A 25,576-nucleotide genomic window follows, 5' to 3' on the forward strand; every position below is an offset into this window, starting at 1 on the left:
CACCTAACGCCAAAAAATTGAGGCATCGACTATGGGCTCTTTCGTCACCTGGGGGATCAGTTTTTGAGACGACGGAAACGTTCCTAATCAGTCATGTAGCTAAACGAATACAACGGCTGGTGTCCAAACTATTTTTTATCAACTTTACCGACAAAGGATTTAGCCCTTTACCGCAACCGAAACGGTATGCAACACAGGATGCTATCGAGTGAGTTAAAGACTAAAACTGTACTCACTAACAATATGAGCAGGGGCAACAGGCTGTAGGACCAACGGCTTGGCGATCGGCTCAGCAGAAGCACATACCCAAAATAGAAGCCAACCGGTATACTCACCAGGGTGATGAATGAAAAGTAATAGACTAGCAACGAAAGCACAGTAAGACTAGCCATCGCCCATAACCCGCCCAGAGCCCAACGAAGCGGCGATGACCGTACGTAATCCACCAGCAGTAAGAGCCCTAGGCTCCCTATCGTTAGCACACCTAAGATGGTGTATCGAGCATAGGCAGGGTCGTTGCCAATCACTAACACAACGTAGCTAACGGCTAAGCTTAACATCACCCAAAAGCCCAGCCCAGTCAACAGGGACTCCCGATAAGCACCATCTCCGACCGTAAACAGCAGTCGTTGAGACGCCAAATCCCAGTACTTGATCGAGCCCTTACCCGCCGTTTGCAGCTGAGCTAACTCGTCAAAGCGGAAGTCTTCAACAGCCGCCATCGGGTAGGCCGTAAACTGCGTCAGCCGCTTGGCGAGCCTCCAATCCCATTGTTCAACAACTCCACCCCATTTGCTCACCACGAATTGCTTGTTATCAGGTGTGAAGCCAAGGGTCCCCTTTGTTTGAGCGCCCAACGAAAAGGTAACAATTCGGTGGTGAGTTGAGGAGTTAAAAATGGAGCAGCGTCCAGCCGTGTCTAGCCAGGCTAACTGATCCCCGACTGGCGAAAAAAAAGGTTTGCCCCTACCTTGCGGCGACTGCCATAAAACGGCCTGAGTCTTCATATCAACCACCACCAGATTGGCCCGTTGATCGCAATAAGCCACCGCAGCGGATGGACTAAGCGAGAAGCCCGTGTTTTGACTCGGCAGCCGCTTGATGAGTTTGCCCGACGGTAACTGCCAAAGGCAAAGTGTGCTATCCTCACTTTGGCTAATGAGCCACAGTCGATCGGCACTAATACAGACTTGAGTGACCGGCTTATGATGGCCCACTAGCCGCTGAATAGGCTTAGCTTGGGCAATAGACCAAAGCAGGATTGAATGATCCGCTCCCCCTGAAGCTAGGACCGCTCCATCCGCTGACAGGCTCACAGCCCGTACCTTGCCTTGAGAACTAATGAGTGTGGTTATGCACTGTTGTTGTTTCCAGAGCCTGATCTTATTGTCACTGGCAGTGACCAGTAGTCCCTGAGAATTGCCATCGATATCGACGATCCCCGACTCAAGTCGCTGGAAAAAACCCGCTGAATAGGCATAGAGCATAAACGCCAGGTGGGTCACTAAACCCAGGGTTACCAAGAGTGGCAAGCGATCGGTCCAGCGCATGTTGATTCCATAATTTCTTACCCGTTGGACTACCAATGTCTGCGCAATCTACAACACATTTCTGGAACGTTGTTTTCTCTATAAGCTGCCCTGAGGGCTCGCTGTTGTTATTAGGTAGGGCTGATTTGTAACGATTAGCGTTAATCATGCCTTAATTATAGGCTTCCTCATCGTGTCTAGAACGTCCATTTACCAAGCACATACATGAAGTATTAATCGGATCAAGTTGGAGCGTTTTGATAAGACAGTTGTTTAGACAACATTTTTTGTTCAATACGTCCAACTAAGTAGGGGCTAAAATCTTCAGGGGTCAGCAAAATCGGCCCGGCAGAAAACCTTCGTTTTTGTAAAAAAATTGATAGTCAGCAAAATAGACATTGTATTCCTTATAGTACTACTTTGGCTTGTTACTAAAAGAAGCCCTACTTACTAAATACGCAGGCAATCAACGTTTACAAAGCCGTTTCCAACCCACCTAGTTAAGAGGATGTTCTCGGGTGGGCAGATCCACCAATTGATGCCAATACCTTCGTAGCATCCCCACGTACGTATGCCAGCCTAACAGGTCCTCTGGCTTTTGGGTGTAGGCGACTGCGCCCTGATCATAGGCTTGTTCGATCTTGGCTTTGTTGTCCACCACACTGAGCATAATGATGGGTACAGCCCCCTTTAAGTGGGCTCGTAGCTCGGGTAGAAAGCTTAAGCCATCTTTGGCTTGGTGTAAGTCAATATCCAGTAGGATCAGTTGCGGAGGGCGATCCGGGCGAGTTTGCAAATAATCCAGCGTTTGCTGGGCTGATTGCATACTGATGAAGTTAGCCTCTGGAAACTCTTTTTGGGCGATTCGCTTGAGCAGATCGCTGACTGGTGGTTCATCATCCACCACCAGAATGTCAAAGGTGGGCGTAGCTTGTTGTAATTGCATGGGCCAATGGATTGTACGTGTTGGTATATCGTTTGCGAATTTTGCTACAAACTAGTTCGTGCAAGGTGGGGTTTACCTGTCAAAGTAGGTAGGTCCCTAAACGAGGTTAGCCAGTACTACTTAGTTAGTTCACAAGATATAGTGCATAGGTGGCAGCCGTACGGTTTCCCACCAGTTGGCCCTTACTTCCTCAAAAAGGATTTGCCAGCCCGCCAGCTCGATTGGTTTTCGTAAATACGAAGCAGCGCCCGCCTGGTAGGCTTTCACCACATCCTCCCGGGAGAGGGATGAGCTCAGCACCACAGTGGGAATCCAGCGAGCAGGAGCCGTTAGGGCTTTGATGGCCGTTAGTAGTTGCCAGCCATCGACTAGGCTGGGCAAGTGCAGATCTAGCAGGATCAACTGAGGAAGTTCCCATTCTTGTTGCTGCCCTGCACGCAGCAGCTTCATGGCTTGTTGGGCGGAGTTGGCTCGCAGGGGATTGACTTGAGGGAGGTACTGGCGAATTAGTGTTTGGATGATTTCCCACTGATCATTACAGTGTTCAACGAACAAGAGTTTTGCCCCCGAAGGATTAGTTGGTGAGCTATACGTGGAATTTTTCATGGTTGCTCAGGCAGGTTATGCTAGACTAGTAACCATCCTACAGCTCGAATGTTACGCATAAAAGCCTAATTCCTAAGCTTTTATTCAGGATACTGGCTTTACTAGCTGATCCGAAAATGAACTGACCGTCAATGTTGGTCCGTCTCAACAAACGCTCGTGGCTGTTGCACAACTCCGCCTATACATGAAATGGCTGAATAGGTTGAGTTTTTGTATCTTCAACCATGCAAGGCAGAAAACGCGATCACGAAAAACTCGTCACCCATTTCCAACTTTCTAGTCGCATTCCCAAGGATAATTTCTACCGTCGGCTGAAGGAGACGCTCGATCTGACATTCCTCTATGAACACACCAAAGACTGCTATGGCTCAACCGGCAATCTCTCGATTGACCCAGTGGTCTTTTTCAAGTTCATGCTCATCAGCTATCTGGAGAATATTACCTCCGACCGTAAGCTGATTGAGTACTGTTCCATGCGCATGGACATGTTGTATTTCCTGGGCTATAACATTGATGAGCCATTACCCTGGCACTCCACCCTGAGCCGCACCCGACAACTTTATCCAGAAGCACTTTTTGAATTACTATTTGATCAGGTGTTCAGCTTGTGTGTCGCCAACAATATGGTGGCTGGCCGTCGAGTAGCCATCGATTCAGCCCCTGTTAAAGCGAATGCCTCGATGGAAAGGCTAGTAGAAAAACAGCCGCAAAGGCCAGGGCCCAAGCTACTTCCGCAGGCTGAATACCCTAATGGATCTGTAGATTTGGTACCCAAACCCAGCAAGCGTCAAGCTGCGCCGGTGATCACCGCTACTGATTATCAGCTAAGCCAGTTGAAAAAGCGCCAGCAGAAGTTGAAAAGTGCACCAACTACCCTGGGCGCTGGCAACGAAAAAGCAAAATTATTGAGCAACAAAACTCATTACAGTCCTACTGATCCCGATGCCCGCATTTCCATTAAGCCAGGAAAAGCTCTCAAACTCAACTACCATTGTAGCCTGGCAGTGGATACCGCCCAAGGCGTTATCAGCCATGTGCAGGCCGATTTTGCCAATGGTCGGGATAGCCAGACGCTACCTTCTATTACGCTGAAGCTTCAGCAACGGTTGGCCCATAATCAACTGCGTCTGGAGGAGCTACTGGCCGATTCTGGCTATTCCAATGGGAGTAACTACGCCTTGCTGGAGGGGTGGAACATTACGGACGGTCCGCCGCTCATATCTTTGTTTTAGGTTGATTACATCAGAAAAAGTACAATTTTTGAGTACGACTTGACAAGGCTAGCCAGCACCCTGAGTTCCGCCGTTAGTACGTCCAACCGATACTGTGCCGCTGGTTGCTCTGGCTAGCTTGTCTTTTCTCGGTAGCCCCAACAGTACCTATAGACGTAGCCACTGGCCACGATCTGGCATTCATGTGCAAAGGCGGGAAAAGGCGGTCAGTCAACCAATTTGTTCATCTCTTAATCCCCTTCGTATGCAGCTGCTACGGTATTGTGTTGGACTGGACATTAGTAAGGACTCTCTGCAAGTTTGTCTATCGGTGATCGATACCGATGGCCGAGTCGTGGTTAAAGGCTCGACAAAAGTAGCTAACAAATTGGCGGTATTTGCTCAGTTAGAACAGTGGGTAACACGCCATTGCAAAACTGAAGGCTTGCCACTTCGCTACGTAATGGAATCGACAGGGGTTTATCACGAGGCTATTGCCTGGCATCTCTATCAGAAGGATCAGTCAGTCTGTATTTTGTTGCCTAATAAGGCAAAACATTACTTGAAAAGCTTAGGCTACAACCGGGCAGCCGGCGCTGTCCAAGAATGACAAGATCGATGCCCAAGGACTAGCTCGAATGGGCTTAGAACAACAGTTGACGCTCTGGAAGCCCTTATCCAAGAATATCTACAGCTTACGTTTACTAACCCGGCAGCATCAACGGTTTCAGGACCGGGTCGCCGGTGCGATGGAAAACCCAATGCCGTAATCAGCAACATGCCCTGGATTACAGTGCAATAGGCGATGATTTTATCACCAAACAGAACGATAAACTATTGGTTGTCTACGACCAGCAGCTCGACGCTTTGGAGACAGCAATTCAGGAGTTAATTCAGGGGGATACTGTCCTGAAAGCACAAGTTGAACGCCTAACTGCCATCAAAGGCTTAGCGCTTTTGTCGGTTGCAGTACTGATTGCAGAAACCAATGGCTTTGAGGGATTCACTAACCAACGGCAATTAGTCAGTTATGCCGGTTATGATGTGATTGAGAATCAATCGGGCAACCGATCGGGTAAGACTCGAATCTCGAAAAAGGGTAATAGCCGCATCCGCCGTATTCTTCACTTGCCTGCCTTCAATCGCAGCGGCGCACCGTGCGGTCCGTTTTGGGGAGACTGCTTGCCAGGCTCTTTATGAGCGGGTATATCAAAAGACCAACACCAAGATGAAGGCCTACGTAGCTGTGCAAAAAAAGTTGTTACTTTTAACTTATGCGTTGTGGCGTCATCAAACTAAGTATGACCCCTTATATTCTCAGCACGCCGAACAGGCAAATGGACCGGAGCCAAAAGGCAAAAAAAATAGTCCCGACTAGCGGGACTACACTGGATCAATCCACCGTGGCGGAGTTGTCCTTTGGATGAGCCAAAGATATTGAAAAAATCCTAATGAAAAACTTGATTTTCACGACAGTACCAGCGGATGGATACCCGTCTTCGGCCAATACAAACCACAAATCGAAGGCTTTCTCTATGCCCCTGAAGGCGATTACTTTACCTGTTCGCAGGGTAAGCGTTTAGTGTTTAAGACGTTTGATAAGAATGTCGATGGCGGCTGGATGAAAGTCTACCGGGCGGATTACCAAGACTGCCGACAGTGCCCCCTCAAACCCGCATGTGTGCCCAAGAGTCAATGCCGACAGATTATTCGGACGGCCTATGATCCCTTCTACCGGCGAGCCGTGGAACGCCAGCAAAGTCGGCGGGGAAAGCGTATGAAACGACTTCGCCACCAAACGGTTGAACCGGTCTTGGGCAGTCTGGTGGAGTACTATGGATTACGGAAGGTAAATGTACGAGGCAAAGCCGGTGCTCATAAGGTGATGCTGATGGCGGCTATTGCCTTCAATCTGAAGAAGTATATGAAGTTCACGCCCAAGTCTACTGTCAGCCAGGCCATAGCCCTAAAGGTGGACTGGTCATTGTCGTCTGAAGACACTTTTCTGGACTTTAGCGTGCTTTTTCTCAACTAATAAGGGTAGACAATGGGAGAAAATCTCATTCGCCAATTCAGCCACTGAAAAATCGACGTTGGAAGCGGAGTTGTGCAACAGCCACGCTCCTACTTGAGACGATAGAATCTTCATACATATGCTTCAAGACATGGGCGTTTTATTAAACGGCCAAGATACTGAGGATTTTGTTACACCCGGCTTCTTCGGCCAAGGAAGAACATACTGATGTATGCTCCCAGCAAATAGGTACAAACGCTCCACCCTAAAATAGCGTAATTCCAATTGTTGACTCCTAGGGTGTTGTTGAGAAACACGAACGGCCAGAGGTAAGGGGAAAAATGACTTACCTGAAAACTTCGGGCAATCGCGCCAGCCAGTGTGGCGAAAAGGCCAAAGCCGGCGGGGATGATAAAGCTGGGATACCACAAGCTGATTAGTAGCTGAATGACGATCATTCCCAGTCCGCAGACAAATAAATGTAGACAAGCCACCGGCATAAAAGCAGACATGGCATAATTCTGAAAACCGAAAGCAGGCTTCAACAGACCAATTAACGATCCGGCGCAGAAGCCCAAGACAAACAAAGCAGTATGACTCAACACAATCAAGGCAGTCAATACCAACAGCTTACTCAGGTAAATGCTACTTTTCAGCACTGGCAAGCTGTACAGATACCCCCAGGCTCTGTTTTGATGCTCCAGGGCCGCATAGAGAGCCGACAACAGGGAAATATAAAGCGGAAATATAAAAAGTGACCAGCCTGCCAGAAGGTGCTCGCAGAAATTATTCCAGGGATTAACCCCCGGTTGATAGAACCGCTCCCCGTCGGCATACCCGGCCACAAAAGCCACGACGACCACAAAACCGGGGGCAAAGATGGCCAGCCAGATAACTAACGTTCCTTTCAGCTTCAGCCGCTCCATACCCAGGCAATTAATTAGATCAGTTGCTGCATTCATGCGTTTGGATTGATTAGGGTTAAAAAGATATCTTCTAAGGTCTGCACGGAGATTCCGGCAGAAAAGTCATGGTGGAGTTGGGTAAGGGGCCCCTGAAAAAGCAAATGACCCCGATTGAGAATGCCCACATGCGTCACCAACTTTTCCATTTCACTCAGTAAATGACTGGAAATGAAGACCGTTTTGCCATGCACTTGACTCAAGTCAACGAGCAGACGCCGAATGTCCCGAATCCCGGACGGATCGAGTCCGTTGGTGGGTTCATCCAGAATCAGCAGGTCTGGGTTTCCTAGCAACGCCAGGGCAATCCCTAGTCGCTGACGCATACCCAGTGAATAGCGCTCGACCTGCTTTGTTGCATCCTGGGTAAGGTCCACCATGTCCAGGACGCAGTCGATCTGGTTCCGACCCACTTGCCGGGCGAGCTGGCCAATCTGAAGGTTTTCATAGCCGGTCAAATGCGGGTACAGCACTGGTGCTTCAATTAAAGCCCCGACCTTCCTCAGGATAGACAATCGCTCATCCCGAATGTCCTGACCAAACAACTGAATTCCTGGGTTTGTCAGTCGAATAAGTCCCAGGAGCAGCCGTATCGTAGTGGTTTTGCCTGAACCATTGGGACCCAGAAAACCAAAAATACTCCCCACAGGCACTTGTAAATTGAGATTATCAACGATCAGTTGCTGGCCATGGCAGTAACTGAGTTGCTGCGTTTGAATTGCGTAGGTCATCCGATTCGATTTTGACCCAAACCAAAGCCAATTGATCCGTCAGAAAAAAGCAAAACCCTGGAATTTGCCTGGAGTACGATCAATCGGTAGGATTGACCTGCTAATTGGTTTGATGGCCTAAAAAATGGCGTCTAGCGCTACAGAACGCCTGTTGAAGGCAGAACCAACCATTCGATGGCTTCCTTGGGTAACTTTACCCCCTTATGCACAACCGATTCCAGCGACTGTTTACCAAACCCATACCCGGGTATTTGCCAGTTCTTGCTCATAGCCTGATCTGGTCGGCCTACATCGTAGCGGTTATCTATATCAATACCTATCAAGGGGTTAACTTTCTCATTGGCCACCCCAGCATTCATATTATAGCCCAGGTGATTATCTTTTATGCCAACTACCGCTACTTGATCCCGGCGTTACTGGCCCGAATGAAGATAGCTCGTTTTTTGATCGTTAATGGGTTGCTCATTTTGGGTTTAGTAACCCTGGGCATTTCGGCTTATCACGGATTAAGAAGCTGGTATCTTGGTGCTGAGCTAGATCATTTTCCCTTATCCTACGAGGAGCAGTTTATCCTCCGCTCATTTGAATTGTTGCTATTTGTCACACTGGCCTGCATAGTGCGGTTTGCCGTCGATTGGTTTTCATTTCAGCAGAAGACCCGGGAACTCGAAAATACCCAGCTCAAGACCGAACTCTCTTTTTTACGATCTCAACTGAATCCGCATTTCCTGTTCAACACATTAAACGCGCTGTATGGACTGGCCATCAAACAATCCACTGAAACGTCAGCGGGAATCATGCAACTTTCGCAACTTATGCGGTATATGCTTTACGAGACGAATGAAGAGCAGGTTCCTTTGGTAAAAGAGGTGGAGATGATCGAACACTTCCTGGCCTTACAACAACTCCGGTTACCCCTGGACTTTCCCCTTCATTTTACCGTTCAGGGGGAGATAGAAGCCGTATTTCTTGAACCCCTACTGCTGATGCCTATAGTAGAAAATGTGTTTAAGCATGGGGCTGAGTTTGCGTCTATTTCGCTCACGCTGGATGAGGCTACTTTAACCCTGCACACGATTAATGGTATCCGCGCGAAGGGCATACTACCGACTGGTGGCATTGGACTAACCAACTTAAAACGCAGACTAATCCACTTGTACGACAACCGCCATCAATTGCAGCTCAGTCAGACGAACGAGCGCTTTCAAACCACGCTTTTGCTGACTATCAAGTGATTATGACAAAACTTCAATGCCTGGTCGTGGATGATGAAAGGCTAGCGCTGGAAGTAATGGAATCCTATATCGAACGGGTTCCATTCCTGCATCTGGCCAAGTTGTGCCTAACTCCACTGCAAGCGCTGGAGTTTATTGCCCGAAATCCTGTTGATGTACTTTTCCTGGATATTGATATGCCGGGTTTGACCGGTTTGCAACTCCTGCAAACCTTGAAGGCTCCTCCTCCACTGGTGGTTTTAACCACGGCCTATTCCCAGTTTGCGGTAGAAGCCTTTGCCTTAGATGTGACGGATTATCTGCTCAAACCGATTCCCTTCAGCCGGTTTCTGGCCGCGGTCCAGAAAGTGCAAACCCAGCTGGGTGCCAATCGCTTGCCTACAAATGAATCTACACTTGAACCGAAACCTTTGACAGGTCAGCTTTTCATTAAATCCGGGGTAAAGACCATCCGTGTTGATTTAGACGATATTCTCTATATAGAGGGCAAAAAAGACTACGTGCTGGTGCATACCCGCCAGACCAAGATTAGTACACAGTTTTCTCTAACCAGCTTTATGGAGAAACTACCCACCGACCAGTTTGCCCGAATACACCGCTCATTTATTGTTGCGTTGACAAAAGTTGACAGTATCGAGCGGAACCGCATTCTTATTGGCACGATTGAAGTCCCCATTGGGGAACTCTACCGGGAAGATTTTTTCAAACGGATTGGCTAACAGTTGTGCAGAACTGCGATAAAACCGAGGGAAGCGCACATTCTAAATAAATGCTCATTGATGAGACGAGGTGCTTAAAAAGTATCTGCTTTTGAAACTGGGCGATTAATGAAACGGTCACAGGTAGTAGGGAAGGGCTAAAAACGGACCTGTCTGCTTCAATAAAGTAGTTCGAATGGTGACCTGCTACTTGCATATGCACACAGATGCAAGTAGGGTTAGTTTGGCCTATCTCGCTCTAGCCTCGATTCAGGCAGCCTGACTGGAGTTTACCGTAGTTTAGTCAACAAAGAAGCGGGCAGCTTAAGAATGGCCGTGCTATCGTTTTGCAACTTGAGGGCGTCAAACCCACTCCCATCCGCCCGAAAGCTAGAACTGTCCCGAGACGTTATCGTGGCCGCATGAATGTGAGTGGTTGCTGAGATTTGGAGAATGCTGCCGGTTTGGGCGGTTGAGGTCAGTTGGTTAATCAAACTATGGCTTAGTAGCAGGCGGGCATTGGTAGCCTGTATCGAAATGGTTTCAGCTTTTAGTCCCGTTAGTTTACAGGTCGTTCTAGACGCAATGAGTTGACGAATGGCGGGCGCAATAATATAGGCAAAAGGCGGAGCGGCAAAGGCTTCATCCGCCGAGATGCGCCGGGCATAAAACTCATGTTCGTACCGTATCAGCAAAGTATCCCCCACGGATCGGTGTATAAACTTGATCGTGTTGGCCTTTGGGGTACGAATTTCAAACGAGGTACCTACCTGAATGCCCAGGGTTGTATAACTGTCATAGGGATTTTCCGTGATCCCGTTTGAGCCAATAGGGGCCGTACCTTGGGGAAGGATGCCGCTTGGATTACCTTCTATTTTAAGAATGCTAAACGGCTTGACTGGAGTTGACGTATACCCATAAAATGGGTCATTAAAATCAATTGTATCGTGTTCAGCTCGAAGGGCCATGGTTGAGCCCACCAGCGTTAGTAAGCCTAGAACCAGGCTACCGATCAAGAGTTTATCGCTTGTTTTCATTATAACTTCGTCAAGGTGTTGTCACGCGTTCGTGGTCCGTGTATTGTACAAAAAAGAGTAGCCAGGATCATTGATTCGTAAATTCAGCATTGACAAACACGTCATACCGCTGTTGAATTTCGGCTAGATCAATGTTGAGCAGATAAAGGGTGCGAAAAAAACGGGCAGTTCGGTAGCAAAAAATTGCTCCCGACGGTAGGCTTTAATGGATGTAGCGGCATCCTCAGCGGCAAAATAGCCGATGCCCCGCTTATTGAAAATGATGGCCTTCTGCTGCAGAAAATCATACGTGCGCACTACTGTATTCGGGTTCACTTCCAGCTCTACGCCCAAATCCCGCACCGAGGGAATGCGTTCGCCGGGTGGCCACTGTCCAAGCAGAATCTTCTCGCAGACGTAATCGGCGATTTGCAAATAAATAGCTTGTGTATCGCGAAAATCCATAGTTACAGTTGTTTCTCTTTAAAGCGTACGTAAGCAATACCCCATAAAATGGGCGCTGCTGCTAGTGAGAGGAGGCTAATAAGCAGTTTAGGGAGTCCGGTTAGCTCTACCTCATAACGACGGCCATTCTGCTGAAAATAGACGTCCGAGAATGGGGTCGGGCCATAGTGTTCGCGGTCAGGAAATACCAGGCGGATAAGAAACTCGTTGAGCAGGATAACCGAAAAATAAAGCACAAAGGCAATCACGCTCGTCTTGACAAAGGCTCCTTTGGCAAAATAAATAGAGCCCAGTAGAAAAAAGGACGGGGCCATCCAGGATAAGTACCGTAGATCGAAAGGAATATAAGGTCCCCTTAAATCAAGTACTTCGTAGCGCGGTTCGGCGGGGGGATTTTTGCATTGATGATCAGAAAGCAGATGCCTTCCAGCGCGTAAAAAACGCTTATAAACACAAGCACATACAACAGCAGCATGAGTAAGCTGGCTACAAATTTCTCCAGTTGTGAGGCAGGCAGCATTAATTGAGGAATACCGCGAAGCGGAGTGCTGATGACCCGGAATGCTTCACTGGCAAACCAGGCCCCAAATCCGCCAAACAGGAAGCTGAATAAGATCCCGTGAAACCGGTATACATTCTCGCCAAAATGATCAGTCCGGGCCGTGCTGGGCGCGAGCAGCACAATCCAGGTGCCAACCAATACGCCGATGCCTAGCCCATACGTTCGGATATGTTCGGACAAATGTAGTTGTAAAACGAGGCCGAAACGGCGGAGATCGAAAGTAGGATGCATGGATTTAGGGTAAAGTGGAAAAAACCAGGGAAACACAAAAACGAATGATAGTACCGCTCAGTACAGGAAGCAGAATCGTTGTCAAGGGTAAATTCATTGCAATTCGTGGAAGAGGGTTTTAATTCGTTCGCGATTGGAAAGTACCGTATTGAACAGGCGCTCCAGATCGACCTTACTGTCCTGCTGGGCCCAGTTTTCCAGCACCACCGCCTGTCCTCGTAGGGATGGTTCGGCATACAGGACTCGCTCGGTCTGAGCCATTGACGCTACGTTGTCAAACCGTAAGCGGTCAGCAATCTGAGCCAGGGTGTGATTGAGCAGAATTTCGCTTTCATCCAGGACAATCACCGCATCGATCAGGTTATCCAAATCCCGAACCTGGTGGGTGGAAATCAGGATTAGTCGGTCGGGGGAGAGCGTTGAAGCGACAATCCGGCGAAACTGACTTTTCGAGGGGATATCCAGCCCATTGGTGGGCTCATCCATAATTAGAATTGGGGTGTTGGTGGCCAGTGCGAAGCTAATAACAACCTTTTTCTTCTGGCCATAGGACATAGCCGTTAGTTTTTGGTCTTTCGGTACCTCGAACTCATTGAGGTACCGCCGAAATTGCCCTTCATTAAAATTCGGGTAGAAGGGAGCCATGGTGTTAATGTACCGCTGCAGGCTGACAGTAGGTAGATAAATTTCTTCAGGGATAAAATAAATCGTCTGCAAAAAGGCGGCTTGCCGCTTGGCTGGCTCGAAGCCAGCCACCTGAAGCTGGCCCGCTTGTGGATAAAGCATACCGCCCATCAGCCGCAAAAGGCTGGATTTTCCGGCCCCATTTTTCCCCAATAAACCATACAGTGTACCGGGCGTCAACGTTAGGTTGAGATCTCTAAAAACGGTTTTTCGAGGGGAATAGCCAAATGTTAGCTTCGTGAGTTTAATCATACTGCCATTATGATTTAGTGCACCATTAAACTAGTACACTGCAATACTGCTAACTATTTTTTAAAATACCAAACGTGTATACTGTTTTAAGTTTATTTAATTCAGATAATTGGTTGACGCGCCTGCCCAAAGATCTATTCAGGTTTAAGTTGGATTCATGACATACCTTAAGAAAGACTTAATTGTGTGGGAGCAGGGTTTCACCTCACAGATTGATTACTCAAATTAATCTTATAACTGGCAGTTATTTCTTCTCAAAAAAGGCTCCTCGAACTGAGACAAATCAGCATTTACTAGAGTAGCTTACTCTATTAGATAAGCTCAGGAACCACGGCGAACTCGTCGCAATTATTCAGGGTGACCTCCGCAGAGGGATAGCCAAGGTTGGAACGTTAACTAAAGCTAGTTTTAAAGGCTATTCTACTTCGAGCTAGCATCTTTCGTATCTTTGAGTAACTATTCGTGCCCAATCGCCTGACCGCTCACCATGGCTCAAACCACACCCTATATAGCTCCTACACTGCCTGAATTGATTAAGCAATACCAGGCGCTCACCACTGGCGTGATTAACTTCGAGCTGTATAATCAAATGGTGCACACCCATCATTCGACCGCTATTGAAGGCTCTACCCTGACTCTGCTGGAGACCCAGACCTTGTTAGAAAAAGGGCTTACGGCGGGGGGCAAGCCGCTAGAACACCACTTAATGGCCGTTGATAACCAGGCCGCTCAACAACTGGTCCTCGACTGGGCTACCCAACACGAGCCCTTGAATCGGGACCGGCTACAGGCAATTGCCGCAGCGGTCATGCGCCAGACGGGTGGGCCGACCAACACCCTGTTGGGTACCTTCGATTCAAGCCTGGGCCAATTCCGCACGGTTAGCGCCATGGCCGCTAGCCGCATGTTTTTAGATGCAAAGAAGGTGCCGGCGGCCGTGGACACTTTGCTTAAAGAGATGAACACGCTGTTGCCCGCAGTTAAAACAGTCCGGCAGGTCTATGACCTTTTCAGGTACATTTTCAATTGGTCAGTATTCATCCCATTGGTGACGGCAACGGGCGCACCTCTCGGCTGCTGATGAATTATGTTCAGCAGTATCATGGCCTGCCCTTAAGCTTAGTGTATGCCCAGGATCGGACGGCTTATATTGCCGCCCTAGAAGAGTCGCGTCGGCAAGAAGCGATCAAACCGATACCGGATTTTATGTACGGTCAGCTCACCCAGTTTCTTAGCCAGGAGATTGCCCGCTTAAGCAAGCCACAATTACCGAAGAAGGGGGGACTAACATTACTTTTTTAGTGAATAGCTAGCAAACCACTTCTGTTTATAAACGCTTCAGCGTAAGGCAATCTACCATTCATCTATATGCGTCAAAAATGGGGGCGTTTAAAGAGTCGACTTGTTTTAATAACTGCTAACGGCTATCCGTAACAGGTGATCAAAAGCTAACTTGTTCAGGTAAACAGAAAATAAGGCTAACTTTGGCTTAAGGGGCGATTTAAGATGCCCTTTTCTTGTCTATATGAGCAAACAGCACCTGGCTAAGTCTACCGATTCGTCTCTTAGCCACCCGCTGGTCGAGAACACCCAAGGCCCCGACCGGGAGACGATAGACACCGGCTTTGCCCTCTGCCAAGCCATTCGGGATCAAACCGGAAAAGTGATCGATTGCCGATTCCTGGAGCTGAACGCCGCGTTAGAAAAAATCACCGGAGTCAATCATCAAGAAGCCCTTGGCAAGGCGGCTCGGGACGTTTTCCCCACCCTTGGGCCAGCGTGGTTCGATACCTATCAGCCAGTCATCAATAGCGGGCAAACGATTCGCTTTGTGCAGTTTATTCCTGGGTTGGACCGATGGGTCGAGATGACGGCCTTTTTTTATGGCCATGACCAGTTTGTGGTCCATTACGACGACATTACCGCTCGCCGACAGGACCTGGAATCCGGGCAACAAAGCAAAGCCCGCCTACAAATGGCCCTGGATGTGGCCCAACTGGGCACCTGGCGTTGGAACCTGCTCACCAATGAGGGGCACCTGGATGCCCGGGGAGCGGAGCTAATCGGTCTGGCTCCCGGTTATCTAGCCAATGTAGCCCAGGCCCAGCTGGCCAGCATTCACCCTGACGATCTGGCCCGCACGGAAGCCGACGTATTGGCAGGTGTTGCCAAAGGGGTACCCTTCGGCCTCAGCTATCGGGTCATCCATCCGGATCAGAGCGTCCACCATATTCGTTCCCGTTTCCATGTGGTAACCGACCCGACAGGACGTCCCCTGGAACTGATGGGGACGAATCTGGACATGACGGCTGACTATGAGCAGACGTTAGCGCTAGGCCAACGTGAGGAGCAGCTTCGGCAGTTGTCGGCGAATCTGGAAAGTCAGGTGCAACAGCGCACGGAGGAGTTAGCAGCGGCTAACCACGAATTGATTATGAAGAACCAGGCCTTAGCCGAAGCCAATGGCCTGCTGGTTCGCTCGAATGCCAACCTACAGACCTTTGCCTACATCGCCAGCCACGATTTACAAGAACCCCTGCGCAAGATTCAGCAGTTTGGTGATCTCTTGAAAACACGTTACACGGACTCAACCAGCGAGGCATTCGGCTATCTGGAGCGGATGCAGACGGCGGCGGCTCGGATGTCGACGCTGATTCGGGATTTGCTGAATTACTCCCGTATTTCCACCCAGCGGGACCAGAGTGCCCCCGTCTCACTCCAGACCATTGTCGCCACTGTGCTCACTACGTTAGACTGGACGATTCAGCAAACGGGGGCTCAGCTTCAGGTGGGGCCGCTGCCTACATTGACGGGTGATGCCGCTCAGCTAGGCCAGCTGTTCCAGAATCTGCTGAGTAACGCGCTCAAGTTTCATAAGACCGACACCCCTCCCCTCATTCAGGTATGGGCGCACCAAGTGGACTCCGCCGACTTACCGGCTGGGGTGAAGCCCAGTCGCGTGGCTCTCCACTACCAGCGGATTGATGTGATGGACAATGGGATAGGTTTCGAGGCTAAATATTTGGATCGCATCTTCCAGGTCTTTCAGCGCTTGCACGGCAGAAACGAGTTTACCGGCACGGGGATTGGGCTGGCGATTTGTGAGAAGGTGGTGACTAATCATGGGGGGGCTATTACGGCCAGTAGCCAGCCTGGTCAGGGAGCCACCTTTAGTGTTTACTTACCCGTCTAAGCTCAATGGGTTAAAAGGTGTGTTTTGGTAACTCGGTCGGGCGGTCCTTTTGAAGATATACTATTTAAAAGACAATTCTCGAATAAGGCTCCTATATACAGTATGTTCCGCTTCTTATTAGTCAAGTGAGGAATTGCCTACTCGGCATCGCATTGGCGCTCCACCCCCGTCCCGGTCCGCTCAACTACGTAGCCTTCAGCGATCGGTTCAGGTTGGTACGGGCCTGGTTTACCGTGACAACTAAAAGCAGGCCCAATACAGCCCCCGCCAGTAGAAAGGTTATCGACATGTTCTTCATGCGTTTCCATTGATTAGTTTAAAAGGTAACTCAAAACGGGGTTACTTGTTAGTGGTGCATCTCTTTAAACCCTCCATTGACGATAAAAAAATCTACCAAACATGGGAGCTTTTTTAGGGGTAAATTCAAATAAGACAGGCATTACTTTTCATGCCGTTACGTGGCAGATCTTGTTGTTTTCTTATACTACAAACATTCTTTTGACAACGCCCCGTTAAATAGTCTTCGTTAGCGGGATAAAAAAGAGGGGGTGACATCGTGAATCACCCCCTCTTTAGATAGATTTAAACACTACTTAGTTAATTTGGATTTGAGTCGGAGCTTTGGGTTTAGCTTCTTCCTTTTTAGGCAACACAATGTGCAAAATGCCAGCCTCATACCGAGCCTGGATCTGCTCTTGATCACAGGAGTCGGGTAACCAGAACGAGCGCGAAAAGGCATGATAACTAAACTCGCGTTTGGTGTACTGCCCCTGCTCATTTTTCTCGTCGTGCTGGTCTTGCTGCTGGGTGGAGACCGTCAGCTTGCCGTTGTGCAGACTCAGATTGAAGTGCTCTTTTTTCAGACCGGGAGCAGCTACATCGATCTGATAGCCTTCACTATCTTCCTTGATGTTGACCGCGGGAACGAGCGTTCCTACCTGGGAGCGGGTAATACCGGGCCAGTTGCGGTTGAAGTTAAAAAACTCGTCCATGTCTCTGCCCATGACTTCATCCAGTAGAGAGGGCAGTTGTCCGTTTCCATTGAATTTAACCAGTGACATACTTGTAAGAAGTTTAAGGTTTAACATAAAACCGTGTCAGAAAGCCCCTAAACAAGTCTTGTGCCAAAGGGCTGATGCCTGTTTTGCCTGCCTCAGAAAATGACAAAATGACATTTTTCATCCTGGTTCATGGGTCATCTCGACAGGACTCGGCTTACAAACCCATCCTTAGGCCACGGCCTTCTTCACGCTCCAGGCTGCGCTGTTGCTGAACAGATAACGCCAATTGCTGTGCTGGCTCCGCTTGCGGGCCTATGTCAGCAATTATAACTTTTGCAAAACTTGTTGAGCCAAAGCTTTCAGAGTGGTGTTGGCCTCTTGTTGCATTTGACGAACTTTTTCCTTCAAGGGTGATAAATTGCCCGACTCTACCGTCTTAAGAGCAAACTTCTTTACGCCTATATCGTGATCATCAAGCAGCTTATTCAATAAGGGAACAACGCCTTCTTCGCTGGTCATATTCTTTAACGAGTTCGCCACGGCTACTCGTCTTACCGCATCGGGGTGCTTGACAATTTCCACTAATCCAGCTAGAGCTTTTTCGCTCTGCATAAGTCCTAAACAACTGATGGCTTTGGTGGCAATGGCTGGGTCAGGATCGTTTGACAATTCCACCAGGGTTGGAATATCATCTGTTGACAGCTTCTTAACGATTGACTGATAATCTGGTTCATCCAGATTTATCATTTTGATAAGCTCTGCTTTTGGAATGGCCATAATGGGTAAGTTGATCGGTTATACAGTTAGGTTACTAGACAGCATGGTTTCAACCTCCGTTTGAATTAAGTCCGGTGGGGGATTGGTGATGCCAGCTGTTCCATTACCAGTCATCAATCGGTTGTTGTCATCTACGTGCTCAAGACCTAACACGTGCCCCACTTCATGCGCCATTGTGTAAAGAGTGGCATACGAGGCTACTACGGCCATAGGTCGGCCTGCAGGAGAGGAGGCACAACCGTTTAGTGAACCACTGTCCTGCGATACCGACCGGCACATATAGACAACAATATCATTGGTGGCGGCCTCATTTCTAAAATTGCTTAAAGCAATTTGCTCGTCTGAGGGATTTCCTCTTACACAGCTTCCTGTGTCGATGTCGTTCAGAGTAGTTATATCGGGCAGATCTTTATTTAGTGTTTCTGTGGAGCCGTGCACAACGTCGATGCCCACACGGCTATATATATTACGCATCTCGGTAAACATTTCATCCACAGAAAATTGGGTGGGGTTTGTAAGAAGCTTGATGTGAACAGTCAGGGTCGGACCAGGCACTTCGGCACTATGTACCAGAAAATAATTTAATGAGTCTTTTGCCCGAAGGTGTCCTCCACCGGCGGGGCAAACGCCTTTACCCGGTAAACCATCGAAAAACAACTCACCACACTTACTGCAAAATCGCCAGTCATCTTGCGTCGTTGGGATTAAAGGTCGGTCGTGCTCGATACCATAAGCAAACCCGGCCGCTTCGTGACTTCCGCCAGCGGGACAAACACCTTTACCGGGAAAGCCGTCAAAAAACATGACCCCGCACTTGGTACAGAAACGCCAATCGCGCTGTACAGTTGGCAGTTCGGGCTCATGTAACATTTTATAAATGAAGCCAGCGGCTTCATGAGAACCGCCAGCAGGACAAACACCTTTGCCGGGAAGCCCATCGAAGAATATTATACCGCACTTAGTACAAAAGCGCCAATTGTTTTGTTGAAGCATATCCTGTTCATTTTAGTTTAATTTTTATTGGAATGGGCGAGAAGCCACATAGTCAATACACTAGAAGGAAAAGATGACGCGATTCAAACTAAATACACGCTTAAGGAAGTGTAGGGTTACTTAATGTACAAACGAAAATCGCCTACTAATGAAATATTTATCGTACGGTTTTGGCTGCTGTTTCTATCGTAGATTTTAGTTGAAACGTCCTTGTAACTAACGTGTACATTGTCATCCTAAACCCTCCCTCAAAAGAGACATAGGGAGTTACATGGACCAACTTCGCTAAAGCGGCTTTACGCAGAAGCATCGATGTACGCTGTGTGTCCACTAACATTCCCTACTTCGAGGCTACATACGGTGCAATCTAGTCGACTTCAAGCTGCGTCTAGGGGGTATCACTTGACCAATCCTCAACGCAGCCTTCGCTTTGCCGTTGCGAAACGGACCCAAAGTCAGGTAACGCTTCTGTACCCCTATCAGAGGGTGAGGTAGGGAAATAAACACGAGTAAAGCTACCCTGGCTCGGATGTCTTATGGTAACTACATTATTTGTTCAATCTAACCAGGGGTATCCGAGTCATTCAATGACTTACCCTGAGCCCATTCCCTGCTCAGCATCAACGTCATTTGGGCTGGCGTAAGCTCACCTCAAAGCAGCTACCATGACCCGGGGTTGAGCCTACCCTGAGTTGGCCGTTTAAAGTCTCCACTAAATGCTTTACTAAAGGAAGCCCAAACCCATAGCCTGACTCCCCGGCGGTCCCATGACTGGACGTGCCCTCCCCCTTCAAGATAGCCGCTACCTTGTCACTGGCCATCCCCTGACCCGAATCTTCCACGACTAAGCTTAACAGGTTGTAGGTGCCCTCATCCGTTAATTTAGTGCTGACCCGAACCCACCCCTGTTGGGGCGTGAATTTGAGGGCATTCGAGATTAAATTACCCGCAATTTGCAAAACTTTGTTGCGGGAAAAGGGGAGCAACTCCGTGGTGGCATCCGTCGAAACCGACAAATCAATGCCCTTCGCTCGGGCTTGGGGAGCATAGAGCTTTTCCAGCATTTCCTTAAATCGGGCCTGGTGAAAGACCTCATGGCTTACCGAGTCCTGCTTGCGATGGTGCCATTTGTCATCATTAACCAGAATTTCGTCAGCCAGGTCAAGTAGCGATTTGCTGCTGTGTTGCATCACCTCGATGAGCTCCAGTATCTCATGTAACTTAATAGTAGACCCGCTGCTGGTCACCAACTGGGCCATGCTGATAATGCCGCCTAAAGGCCCTCGAATGTCATGAGCCACCCGTTTTTTTGACTCTTCGAGTTCGGTGGCCTGACGTTTGAGATACGCCACTTCGCGGATGATGTTTAATCGACTCACCACTTCAGCCGCAATGATGTGGAGTAACTCGATTTTCTCCGGATCAAGTTCTTTGCTTTTGGGATCCAGTACGCAAAGAGCGCCCAGGTGCGTACCCTGGCTCGATTTGAGGGGTATCCCAAAGTAATAGCGCAAATGGGGGTCGTCGGCGACATACCATTGTTGAGCAAAGCGTTGATCAAGTTGTAAGTCTTTCACCTCCAGGCTGTCGGGTTGCAGGATGGTGTATTGGCAGACGGAGTCTTCCCGGGGCATCGACACTAAATCCAGCCCGTGACTGGCAATGCTCCACTGGGTATAGGAATCGATCAGGTTAATGAGTGAGATATCCGTGCCAGTGACTTTGGCCGCTAGTTTAGTCAGGTCTTTAAACGTATCCTGGAGGGCCGAAAAGTCCAAATCGTAGTCGGCCAGATCAATAACCCGTTGCCACTCATTGTCAGGTAAAGGATACATAGTTTTCAGGTCAAATCGCTCAGTGCATAACCGGTTGTGTGCTAGTAACAAGTTTGGGGCTGAATGGCGAATGATACGTTGTAGTCAGCTTTTGGCTGAGTTAGTAGTAAATGAATGTGTTTATTGAGTAACTATTTACTTATTTATGGTCAAATATAGTAACTTATATAAATGAGTAATAATTTTAACTGGGCAGATGTGAAGAATCGACATACCGGCTTCCTAGCCTATCAAGCGACTTTCTGTCCTACTAGCTCACTTTTAGTAGTTTACAACTGACTTTCTATGAATCTTGTCACGCTACGGGTAGGCGTAATTTTGTGTTTACTCTTCATCTGGGGTAAAGCTTGGCCACCAACGGCTCAGGTATTCACCAAGATTGTTTCCTGAGAAGTTCAGGGCAAGCATGCTCTACCCAAAGTTATGTCAGTAGGCGATGTTGTTAAGGAATGCCGGTTTTTACAGCCATGAGTGCAAGTATATGCAGTCAAGGGGCTGCACGTTTGGCGAAAGCGATCAATCTCAAAAGATTGTTCGCGATGTATACTGGACCATACTAACTTCGGATAAAGACCGAAAACCATGAGTAAGATCAACCTAACTCGCCTACTCGATTGGATACTCAACTAAAATGGGAACTTTCAGTTTCCGATCTCAAATAATGCTCCCCAATGAGACGATGAGAGTTCGACTAGCCGTGAATAGAGAATTCCAGACTGCTTCATAGCTCTTCACTTGGATTAATTGCCGAAGCGGTATATCAGGTGCTTTAACCGTAACGCTATTCAAGGTCAAGTGCTTGTCACCGGCAAAACAATTCTTGAGTTTATCGCTCCATATAGTAAGTAAAAATCCTTGTTGAGGGCCAGTCAACAAAAGAGGGATCAAGTTTCTGGTTTTGGCAGAAACAAGACCCCTCACCTTTACGTTAAGTTAAGCTACGGCACTTAGTAAACCATATTGTTAATAGGGAATTTTACTTACAAACATACTAGTTACATTTAATGTAGCAACATCATATATCTACAAATTAGCCTATATTTATTTTTTGGTATTCGTTAAGGATAGGAAGCGTGGCCAACTACCTGTTAACACCAACGGCAGCTAGCTCGATTTTGAACTTGACTCATGTTCAGCAAACTCATTGCTATTCTTTAGGTTTATTGTGTACTGTACCACTTTATGGCTTTAAACTAAGCCATGAGCAACCATTTTAGCTTCTAACCGATTGGAGACTAGTCAGTTTATCAAACGGGATCGCGCCGCTACCAGTCAACGCGTTACCGATGCCCTGGAACAAATTCTCGCTGAGGAGGGCCTGCAGGGCGTAAGCATCACGGCCCTGGCCAAAAGAGCCGCTGTCAGTAAAGTGCTTATCTACCGCTATTTTGGCAATATCGAAGGCTTGCTAGCCTACTACATCAGCCAAGGGCGAATGGTAGCCCACCCCTCATCAGCCTTTCTAGCTCAGTTTCAGCCCGCACACCCCAGAGAGCTGGCTCCGGCCTGGTCCACTCAGGCCCTGCGCCTGTTTCGCCAGTACCGGGCTAGCCGCCCGGCGCGCGCTATTCTTCAGGCGACGGTAAACACTAACGATACGCTGGCCGATGCGGTGAATAAATCTGTGGACAGTGAGCTCAGCAAGCTAGTTGAGGAAGTTGCCTTCATTAAAGGGGATGATTATCAGGCGGCTGCCGCTATTTTAGTAGGCGGTTTATCCTACCTGACGATTCAGGCCCAACTGGACCGGCCGGTGATTGGTCTGGATCTACGGAGCGAAGCAGGCTGGCAGCGAATCGAGCAGGCCGTCGAGGTAATTTGCCAGGCTTTCGCTCAATCGGCAATCCATTCTCCAACCGCTCACCTACAGCTGAATGCCAGGCCTGAATCAGCCACTCAATGGTAATTGGGTTCACATCAAGAATACGCACGAAGCCAGCTCCTAAAAGCGACAACCCTAAAGAAAAGACCATCAGGTCTACCGACCGATGCCAATCGTTTCCAGTAGGGCAATAAGCTGGTGCTTTTCGACTCGGTTTTTTGGGCAGTGCATCCGGATCACTTTAAACCAGTCAATAGAGACCAGTTCAGGGGCTTTGAAGTTGGGGTGGCTGGGGTGACTAACTAATGCTTTTTGCTAATCGGGCGTAAAAAAGTGAAACGTTAGCTGTCGGGACTCAACTATAAATGTAGGGTAAGAATAGGAATACGTCCCGGGTTGAAGCTGATCAATAGTGGAACACATCTGGATACGCTAGGATGAGTACTTAGAATTACTTAGTAATTTTTCGCTTATATAAAGTCACCCCTTGGGTGCCATTGGGGTATACTTTTGGATGAACTAACGGTACTCCCCGGTTATCGGTGAGAATTGCCGGATAACTAGAAAAAGACTGTAGAAGGTAAACGAATGATGTTCTTCAGGGATTATGCTTCATTTAGTGGTGATTTCATTTTAGCCTCGTTTTGCCTTAAAGAATAATATGAATCTTCTAAAGGACTCCCCCGCCTCACCGAATTGATCCCATTATTCGGACTGTGTTTGTCGTTATGTGACGAGCGGGCTTCCAGTGAACGACCTTTCCTTTTTATATTAAGTAGGAATAAGGTGGACTATTTAGCTACATTCATCGGCTGGTTGAGAAATACGCTGGCCTCGCCTAACGCCGCTTCGCCTTTAGGGGACCGCAAATGGTTCATCAAGAAACCATTTGCGAAGTAAGCTTTTCACCATCCCCTCTTCAACGATGGGTTGCCATGCTGGTTTATAACCCCTGAGCAAGGGCGTTTAGTCAGACTATCAAAGTGTTAAAGTTGACCTGTTTGAGTAATACCACATCCGCTTAGGCTGTATCATACCAAGTTGGTCAAGGGGTCAACCCGGTTCCAGACAAGTTCCCTTATTTTGGTGAACCTTCACCTGCCAGTTGCCAGATTATCGGTTTGATAAAACAAACAAGCTAAATTATTTTATAAAGTTATCATTAATCCATAGAGAAAGTAGTCATATAATACCTACTTTTAGAATCCGTAACTACTTTGTGGCATGAGCGATAATTTCTTAATACTACTGGTGGATGATGATCACACTTTGGTAGACATACTGGCCTATGCGGCTAAAGAGACCTTCCCCGAAGCGCGCTTTTTGCAGGTGCACACCTCCTCACAATTGGAGCGGTATTTTCAGCAGTTATCCGGCTATGGCCCCCGCCTGATATTGCTGGATCTGGATCTGAACGAGTCCAAAGATGGGGTGGATATTCTGGCCAGCTTACGATACGATGATCAGACAAGCCGTCTGCCAGTGATCATACTGACAAGCCGTGATTCGGACACCAATGTGGTGGACACAACTATGCTGGGAGCCGCTAGTTACAGCACCAAACCTGCTGACTTACAAGGGTGGAAACAATACCTCTCTACGCTAAGCTTGTACTGGAAACACACGGTACGAAGTGTTCCCGTTTGGTTTACTAATGAGACTTAGCCAAGGCTTGAAGTGGCTAAGTCGTTTAGCTAACTTATTCTGCAAACAGGTGCGAGTTCCACGACTATTGGTGTGGGGTAGTAGGTAACAAAATCATCACCTACAAGCGGGTGGACTTGTTAGCTTTTACTGGAATCGGTCCCCAGGACAAAAAGTTAAGTAATATTCGTCTGGAAAAGTAAGAAGTGATCTCATAAAAGGCTCCTACCTGAGACGAAGCAGATTCTATTTAATAGTGTGCTCAGCTAGAAGGAATATAAGCGATGGCATAGGCCCGGGTATAGTCGATACTAGAAGCGTTCGCAAAGCGATACAGATTGTTTTAGAAAAGCAGGATTATCTTCACTATTTCAAAACTACATCTTTGACTTTAATATGGAACAAGCCACCCCTGAACTGGGCCGTCTCTGGCATACCGTTCTCTAGCCGGTTGTAGACAGTCATATCTTCTTTAAAAGAAAGAGCAAAGCGCCCTTCTACTACACCGGTTGCCTGATCGATCTTCGTAACCCTGATCCAATTAGGCTTGGCTCCCTGGTCGATATAGCGTTTCGCTAAGCCACCCGAATTGCCCACATACGAAAGGTTGGCTTGTTCATTTTTGATAGGGTTACGTTTATTTAGCTTGGCTAGGGTGGTGCGCCCTTTTTTGAAGGGAATAGTATAAATCATCAAGATCTGGGTCCGGGTACACTCCCCGTTAACGCACCCCGTAGTCGTGTTAGGATTTGGCCCACTCCCCATACCTGGATAATCAATATCGGTATAGACTAGCAGGTTCAACTGCCGAACCTGCTTAAACTGTTGGGTCGGTTCCTTAATACGCAAGAGTTCTCCAGTACCATACCAGGTGGAATCGTTAAGCCTACTGGTCACATTGAATGGACTACTTGCAGGCAGGCTAGGTAGCCTGGTACATCCAGCACTGACCAAAAGAAAAAATAGGCTATAGTGGATAGCGTTCATACTTGCCTTTATTTAAGCAAGAAGAAGCCGAGTGCTCAGAACTACTTATATAGTTTCCATCTATTGGGTGTCAATTGCTTGAGCTACAGGCTGACTTCACTGAGTCAACAAATCGGTTTTAGCTATCCAAGTACGTGTCGCTTAAAAGGCTCCGCAAGTTGAGACGAATAGGCGTTCGTGAG

27 protein-coding genes and 1 pseudogene are annotated in these 25,576 nt (G+C 48.1%); 12 read left to right on the forward strand and 16 right to left on the reverse strand.

All coding sequences use genetic code 11. The annotated features are described in order from the left end of the window. Positions 1 to 167: 167 nt before the first annotated feature. The 3 genes from LN737_RS30990 to LN737_RS31000 all read right to left on the reverse strand — a co-directional run bounded on the left by LN737_RS30990 (position 168) and on the right by LN737_RS31000 (position 3,081). On the reverse strand, positions 168 to 1,550 hold the full coding sequence (locus LN737_RS30990) for a WD40 repeat domain-containing protein (RefSeq protein ID WP_231780072.1): 1,383 nt from the start codon (positions 1,548 to 1,550) through the stop codon (positions 168 to 170). Positions 1,551 to 2,025: 475 nt separating this feature from the next. Then, entirely contained in the window at positions 2,026 to 2,475 is a 450-nt protein-coding gene (locus LN737_RS30995; RefSeq protein WP_231780073.1) for a response regulator, read from the reverse strand. A 129-nt stretch (positions 2,476 to 2,604) separates the two neighbouring features. Beyond that, positions 2,605 to 3,081, reverse strand: a complete 477-nt coding sequence (locus LN737_RS31000; protein WP_231780074.1) for a response regulator — start codon at positions 3,079 to 3,081, stop codon at positions 2,605 to 2,607. Positions 3,082 to 3,305: 224 nt separating this feature from the next. On the opposite strand from LN737_RS31000, the gene LN737_RS31005 reads away from it, so the two are divergent. The 5 genes from LN737_RS31005 (at position 3,306) to LN737_RS31025 (ending at position 6,327) form a co-directional block, all read left to right on the forward strand. Next, entirely contained in the window at positions 3,306 to 4,313 is a 1,008-nt protein-coding gene (locus LN737_RS31005; protein ID WP_231780075.1) for a transposase, read from the forward strand. 244 nt (positions 4,314 to 4,557) lie between these two features. Beyond that, positions 4,558 to 4,902 carry a transposase gene (locus LN737_RS31010; protein ID WP_405520690.1) on the forward strand — a complete coding sequence of 115 codons (345 nt, stop codon included), beginning with the start codon at positions 4,558 to 4,560 and terminating at the stop codon, positions 4,900 to 4,902. Between the two features lie 28 nt (positions 4,903 to 4,930). Next, entirely contained in the window at positions 4,931 to 5,062 is a 132-nt protein-coding gene (locus tag LN737_RS31015; protein WP_255702738.1) for a hypothetical protein, read from the forward strand. Then, positions 5,037 to 5,492, forward strand: coding sequence for a transposase (locus LN737_RS31020; RefSeq protein ID WP_231780076.1), 456 nt, complete (start codon positions 5,037 to 5,039; stop codon positions 5,490 to 5,492). The genes LN737_RS31015 and LN737_RS31020 overlap by 26 nt, the downstream gene beginning before the upstream one ends. A 382-nt stretch (positions 5,493 to 5,874) precedes the next feature. After that, complete coding sequence (locus LN737_RS31025; protein WP_231780077.1) at positions 5,875 to 6,327, forward strand: transposase; 453 nt, start codon at positions 5,875 to 5,877, stop codon at positions 6,325 to 6,327. 170 nt (positions 6,328 to 6,497) lie between these two features. Here the strand turns inward: LN737_RS31025 and LN737_RS31030 are convergent, their stop codons facing one another. Together LN737_RS31030 and LN737_RS31035 are read right to left on the reverse strand one after the other, a co-directional pair. Next, positions 6,498 to 7,268, reverse strand: a complete 771-nt coding sequence (locus LN737_RS31030; protein ID WP_231780078.1) for an ABC transporter permease — start codon at positions 7,266 to 7,268, stop codon at positions 6,498 to 6,500. After that, a complete protein-coding gene (locus tag LN737_RS31035; protein ID WP_231780079.1) occupies positions 7,265 to 7,999 on the reverse strand; it encodes an ABC transporter ATP-binding protein in 735 nt (244 codons plus the stop codon). The genes LN737_RS31030 and LN737_RS31035 overlap by 4 nt, the downstream gene beginning before the upstream one ends. 203 nt (positions 8,000 to 8,202) lie before the next feature. Between LN737_RS31035 and LN737_RS31040 the strand changes: the two genes are divergently transcribed. Together LN737_RS31040 and LN737_RS31045 are read left to right on the forward strand one after the other, a co-directional pair. Continuing rightward, positions 8,203 to 9,234, forward strand: coding sequence for a sensor histidine kinase (locus LN737_RS31040; protein WP_231780080.1), 1,032 nt, complete (start codon positions 8,203 to 8,205; stop codon positions 9,232 to 9,234). A gap of 2 nt (positions 9,235 to 9,236) precedes the next feature. Next, entirely contained in the window at positions 9,237 to 9,953 is a 717-nt protein-coding gene (locus tag LN737_RS31045) for a LytTR family DNA-binding domain-containing protein (RefSeq protein ID WP_231780081.1), read from the forward strand. Between the two features lie 269 nt (positions 9,954 to 10,222). Here LN737_RS31045 and LN737_RS31050 read toward each other — a convergent pair whose 3' ends face one another. From LN737_RS31050 to LN737_RS31070, 5 genes and pseudogenes are all read right to left on the reverse strand, one after another. Beyond that, positions 10,223 to 10,969 carry a hypothetical protein gene (locus tag LN737_RS31050; protein WP_231780082.1) on the reverse strand — a complete coding sequence of 249 codons (747 nt, stop codon included), beginning with the start codon at positions 10,967 to 10,969 and terminating at the stop codon, positions 10,223 to 10,225. 67 nt (positions 10,970 to 11,036) lie between these two features. Further along, a pseudogene (locus LN737_RS31055) lies at positions 11,037 to 11,413 on the reverse strand (GntR family transcriptional regulator). Positions 11,414 to 11,415: 2 nt separating this feature from the next. Further along, positions 11,416 to 11,727, reverse strand: coding sequence for a hypothetical protein (locus LN737_RS31060; RefSeq protein WP_231780083.1), 312 nt, complete (start codon positions 11,725 to 11,727; stop codon positions 11,416 to 11,418). Positions 11,728 to 11,768: 41 nt separating this feature from the next. After that, entirely contained in the window at positions 11,769 to 12,206 is a 438-nt protein-coding gene (locus LN737_RS31065; protein ID WP_231780084.1) for a hypothetical protein, read from the reverse strand. Positions 12,207 to 12,299: 93 nt separating this feature from the next. Then, positions 12,300 to 13,142 carry an ATP-binding cassette domain-containing protein gene (locus LN737_RS31070; RefSeq protein WP_231780085.1) on the reverse strand — a complete coding sequence of 281 codons (843 nt, stop codon included), beginning with the start codon at positions 13,140 to 13,142 and terminating at the stop codon, positions 12,300 to 12,302. Positions 13,143 to 13,629: 487 nt separating this feature from the next. Between LN737_RS31070 and LN737_RS31075 the strand changes: the two genes are divergently transcribed. The 3 genes from LN737_RS31075 (at position 13,630) to LN737_RS31085 (ending at position 16,335) form a co-directional block, all read left to right on the forward strand. Beyond that, positions 13,630 to 14,223, forward strand: coding sequence for a hypothetical protein (locus tag LN737_RS31075; RefSeq protein ID WP_231780086.1), 594 nt, complete (start codon positions 13,630 to 13,632; stop codon positions 14,221 to 14,223). After that, positions 14,169 to 14,444, forward strand: coding sequence for a hypothetical protein (locus LN737_RS31080; RefSeq protein ID WP_370633207.1), 276 nt, complete (start codon positions 14,169 to 14,171; stop codon positions 14,442 to 14,444). Before LN737_RS31075 ends, LN737_RS31080 begins: the two co-directional genes overlap by 55 nt. Before the next feature lie 223 nt (positions 14,445 to 14,667). Then, on the forward strand, positions 14,668 to 16,335 hold the full coding sequence (locus LN737_RS31085) for an ATP-binding protein (protein ID WP_231780088.1): 1,668 nt from the start codon (positions 14,668 to 14,670) through the stop codon (positions 16,333 to 16,335). A gap of 137 nt (positions 16,336 to 16,472) precedes the next feature. Here the strand turns inward: LN737_RS31085 and LN737_RS31090 are convergent, their stop codons facing one another. From LN737_RS31090 to LN737_RS31110, 5 genes are all read right to left on the reverse strand, one after another. Beyond that, positions 16,473 to 16,643, reverse strand: coding sequence for a hypothetical protein (locus tag LN737_RS31090; RefSeq protein WP_405520694.1), 171 nt, complete (start codon positions 16,641 to 16,643; stop codon positions 16,473 to 16,475). Positions 16,644 to 16,928: 285 nt separating this feature from the next. After that, positions 16,929 to 17,396, reverse strand: coding sequence for an Hsp20/alpha crystallin family protein (locus LN737_RS31095; RefSeq protein ID WP_231780089.1), 468 nt, complete (start codon positions 17,394 to 17,396; stop codon positions 16,929 to 16,931). Between the two features lie 264 nt (positions 17,397 to 17,660). Further along, complete coding sequence (locus tag LN737_RS31100; protein WP_231780090.1) at positions 17,661 to 18,113, reverse strand: HEAT repeat domain-containing protein; 453 nt, start codon at positions 18,111 to 18,113, stop codon at positions 17,661 to 17,663. A gap of 18 nt (positions 18,114 to 18,131) precedes the next feature. Continuing rightward, entirely contained in the window at positions 18,132 to 18,983 is an 852-nt protein-coding gene (locus LN737_RS31105; RefSeq protein WP_405520697.1) for a hypothetical protein, read from the reverse strand. Between the two features lie 749 nt (positions 18,984 to 19,732). Continuing rightward, positions 19,733 to 20,941 (reverse strand): HAMP domain-containing sensor histidine kinase, encoded by a 1,209-nt coding sequence (locus LN737_RS31110; protein WP_231780092.1) that lies wholly within the window; start codon positions 20,939 to 20,941, stop codon positions 19,733 to 19,735. A 1,228-nt stretch (positions 20,942 to 22,169) separates the two neighbouring features. Between LN737_RS31110 and LN737_RS31115 the strand changes: the two genes are divergently transcribed. Both LN737_RS31115 and LN737_RS31120 read left to right on the forward strand, forming a co-directional pair. Then, a complete protein-coding gene (locus LN737_RS31115) occupies positions 22,170 to 22,847 on the forward strand; it encodes a TetR/AcrR family transcriptional regulator (RefSeq protein WP_231780093.1) in 678 nt (225 codons plus the stop codon). A gap of 1,140 nt (positions 22,848 to 23,987) precedes the next feature. Next, positions 23,988 to 24,428, forward strand: a complete 441-nt coding sequence (locus tag LN737_RS31120) for a response regulator (protein ID WP_231780094.1) — start codon at positions 23,988 to 23,990, stop codon at positions 24,426 to 24,428. A gap of 345 nt (positions 24,429 to 24,773) precedes the next feature. On the opposite strand, the gene LN737_RS31125 is transcribed toward LN737_RS31120, so the two are convergent. After that, positions 24,774 to 25,100 carry a hypothetical protein gene (locus tag LN737_RS31125; protein WP_405520700.1) on the reverse strand — a complete coding sequence of 109 codons (327 nt, stop codon included), beginning with the start codon at positions 25,098 to 25,100 and terminating at the stop codon, positions 24,774 to 24,776. Between the last annotated feature and the right edge of the window lie 476 nt (positions 25,101 to 25,576).

It is taken from the genome of Spirosoma sp. KNUC1025, from assembly GCF_045160025.1.
In the GTDB taxonomy this organism is placed as follows: domain Bacteria; phylum Bacteroidota; class Bacteroidia; order Cytophagales; family Spirosomataceae; genus Spirosoma.

Excerpts from the sequence above, each read along its gene's own strand:
- LN737_RS31060 (WP_231780083.1), bottom strand. The coding sequence starts at position 11,727 with ATGGCCCCGTCCTTTTTTCTACTGGGCTCTATTTATTTTGCCAAAGGA.
- LN737_RS31100 (WP_231780090.1), bottom strand. The coding sequence starts at position 18,113 with ATGGCCATTCCAAAAGCAGAGCTTATCAAAATGATAAATCTGGATGAA.
- LN737_RS31065 (WP_231780084.1), bottom strand. The coding sequence starts at position 12,206 with ATGCATCCTACTTTCGATCTCCGCCGTTTCGGCCTCGTTTTACAACTA.
- LN737_RS31010 (WP_405520690.1), top strand. The coding sequence starts at position 4,558 with ATGCAGCTGCTACGGTATTGTGTTGGACTGGACATTAGTAAGGACTCT.
- LN737_RS31045 (WP_231780081.1), top strand. The coding sequence starts at position 9,237 with ATGACAAAACTTCAATGCCTGGTCGTGGATGATGAAAGGCTAGCGCTG.
- LN737_RS31120 (WP_231780094.1), top strand. The coding sequence starts at position 23,988 with ATGAGCGATAATTTCTTAATACTACTGGTGGATGATGATCACACTTTG.
- LN737_RS31090 (WP_405520694.1), bottom strand. The coding sequence starts at position 16,643 with ATGGAAACGCATGAAGAACATGTCGATAACCTTTCTACTGGCGGGGGC.
- LN737_RS31040 (WP_231780080.1), top strand. The coding sequence starts at position 8,203 with ATGCACAACCGATTCCAGCGACTGTTTACCAAACCCATACCCGGGTAT.
- LN737_RS31000 (WP_231780074.1), bottom strand. The coding sequence starts at position 3,081 with ATGAAAAATTCCACGTATAGCTCACCAACTAATCCTTCGGGGGCAAAA.
- LN737_RS31050 (WP_231780082.1), bottom strand. The coding sequence starts at position 10,969 with ATGAAAACAAGCGATAAACTCTTGATCGGTAGCCTGGTTCTAGGCTTA.
- LN737_RS31005 (WP_231780075.1), top strand. The coding sequence starts at position 3,306 with ATGCAAGGCAGAAAACGCGATCACGAAAAACTCGTCACCCATTTCCAA.
- LN737_RS31095 (WP_231780089.1), bottom strand. The coding sequence starts at position 17,396 with ATGTCACTGGTTAAATTCAATGGAAACGGACAACTGCCCTCTCTACTG.
- LN737_RS31125 (WP_405520700.1), bottom strand. The coding sequence starts at position 25,100 with ATGATTTATACTATTCCCTTCAAAAAAGGGCGCACCACCCTAGCCAAG.
- LN737_RS31105 (WP_405520697.1), bottom strand. The coding sequence starts at position 18,983 with ATGTTACATGAGCCCGAACTGCCAACTGTACAGCGCGATTGGCGTTTC.
- LN737_RS31030 (WP_231780078.1), bottom strand. The coding sequence starts at position 7,268 with ATGAATGCAGCAACTGATCTAATTAATTGCCTGGGTATGGAGCGGCTG.
- LN737_RS31015 (WP_255702738.1), top strand. The coding sequence starts at position 4,931 with ATGGGCTTAGAACAACAGTTGACGCTCTGGAAGCCCTTATCCAAGAAT.
- LN737_RS31085 (WP_231780088.1), top strand. The coding sequence starts at position 14,668 with ATGAGCAAACAGCACCTGGCTAAGTCTACCGATTCGTCTCTTAGCCAC.
- LN737_RS31075 (WP_231780086.1), top strand. The coding sequence starts at position 13,630 with ATGGCTCAAACCACACCCTATATAGCTCCTACACTGCCTGAATTGATT.
- LN737_RS31070 (WP_231780085.1), bottom strand. The coding sequence starts at position 13,142 with ATGATTAAACTCACGAAGCTAACATTTGGCTATTCCCCTCGAAAAACC.
- LN737_RS31035 (WP_231780079.1), bottom strand. The coding sequence starts at position 7,999 with ATGACCTACGCAATTCAAACGCAGCAACTCAGTTACTGCCATGGCCAG.
- LN737_RS30995 (WP_231780073.1), bottom strand. The coding sequence starts at position 2,475 with ATGCAATTACAACAAGCTACGCCCACCTTTGACATTCTGGTGGTGGAT.
- LN737_RS31110 (WP_231780092.1), bottom strand. The coding sequence starts at position 20,941 with ATGTATCCTTTACCTGACAATGAGTGGCAACGGGTTATTGATCTGGCC.
- LN737_RS30990 (WP_231780072.1), bottom strand. The coding sequence starts at position 1,550 with ATGCGCTGGACCGATCGCTTGCCACTCTTGGTAACCCTGGGTTTAGTG.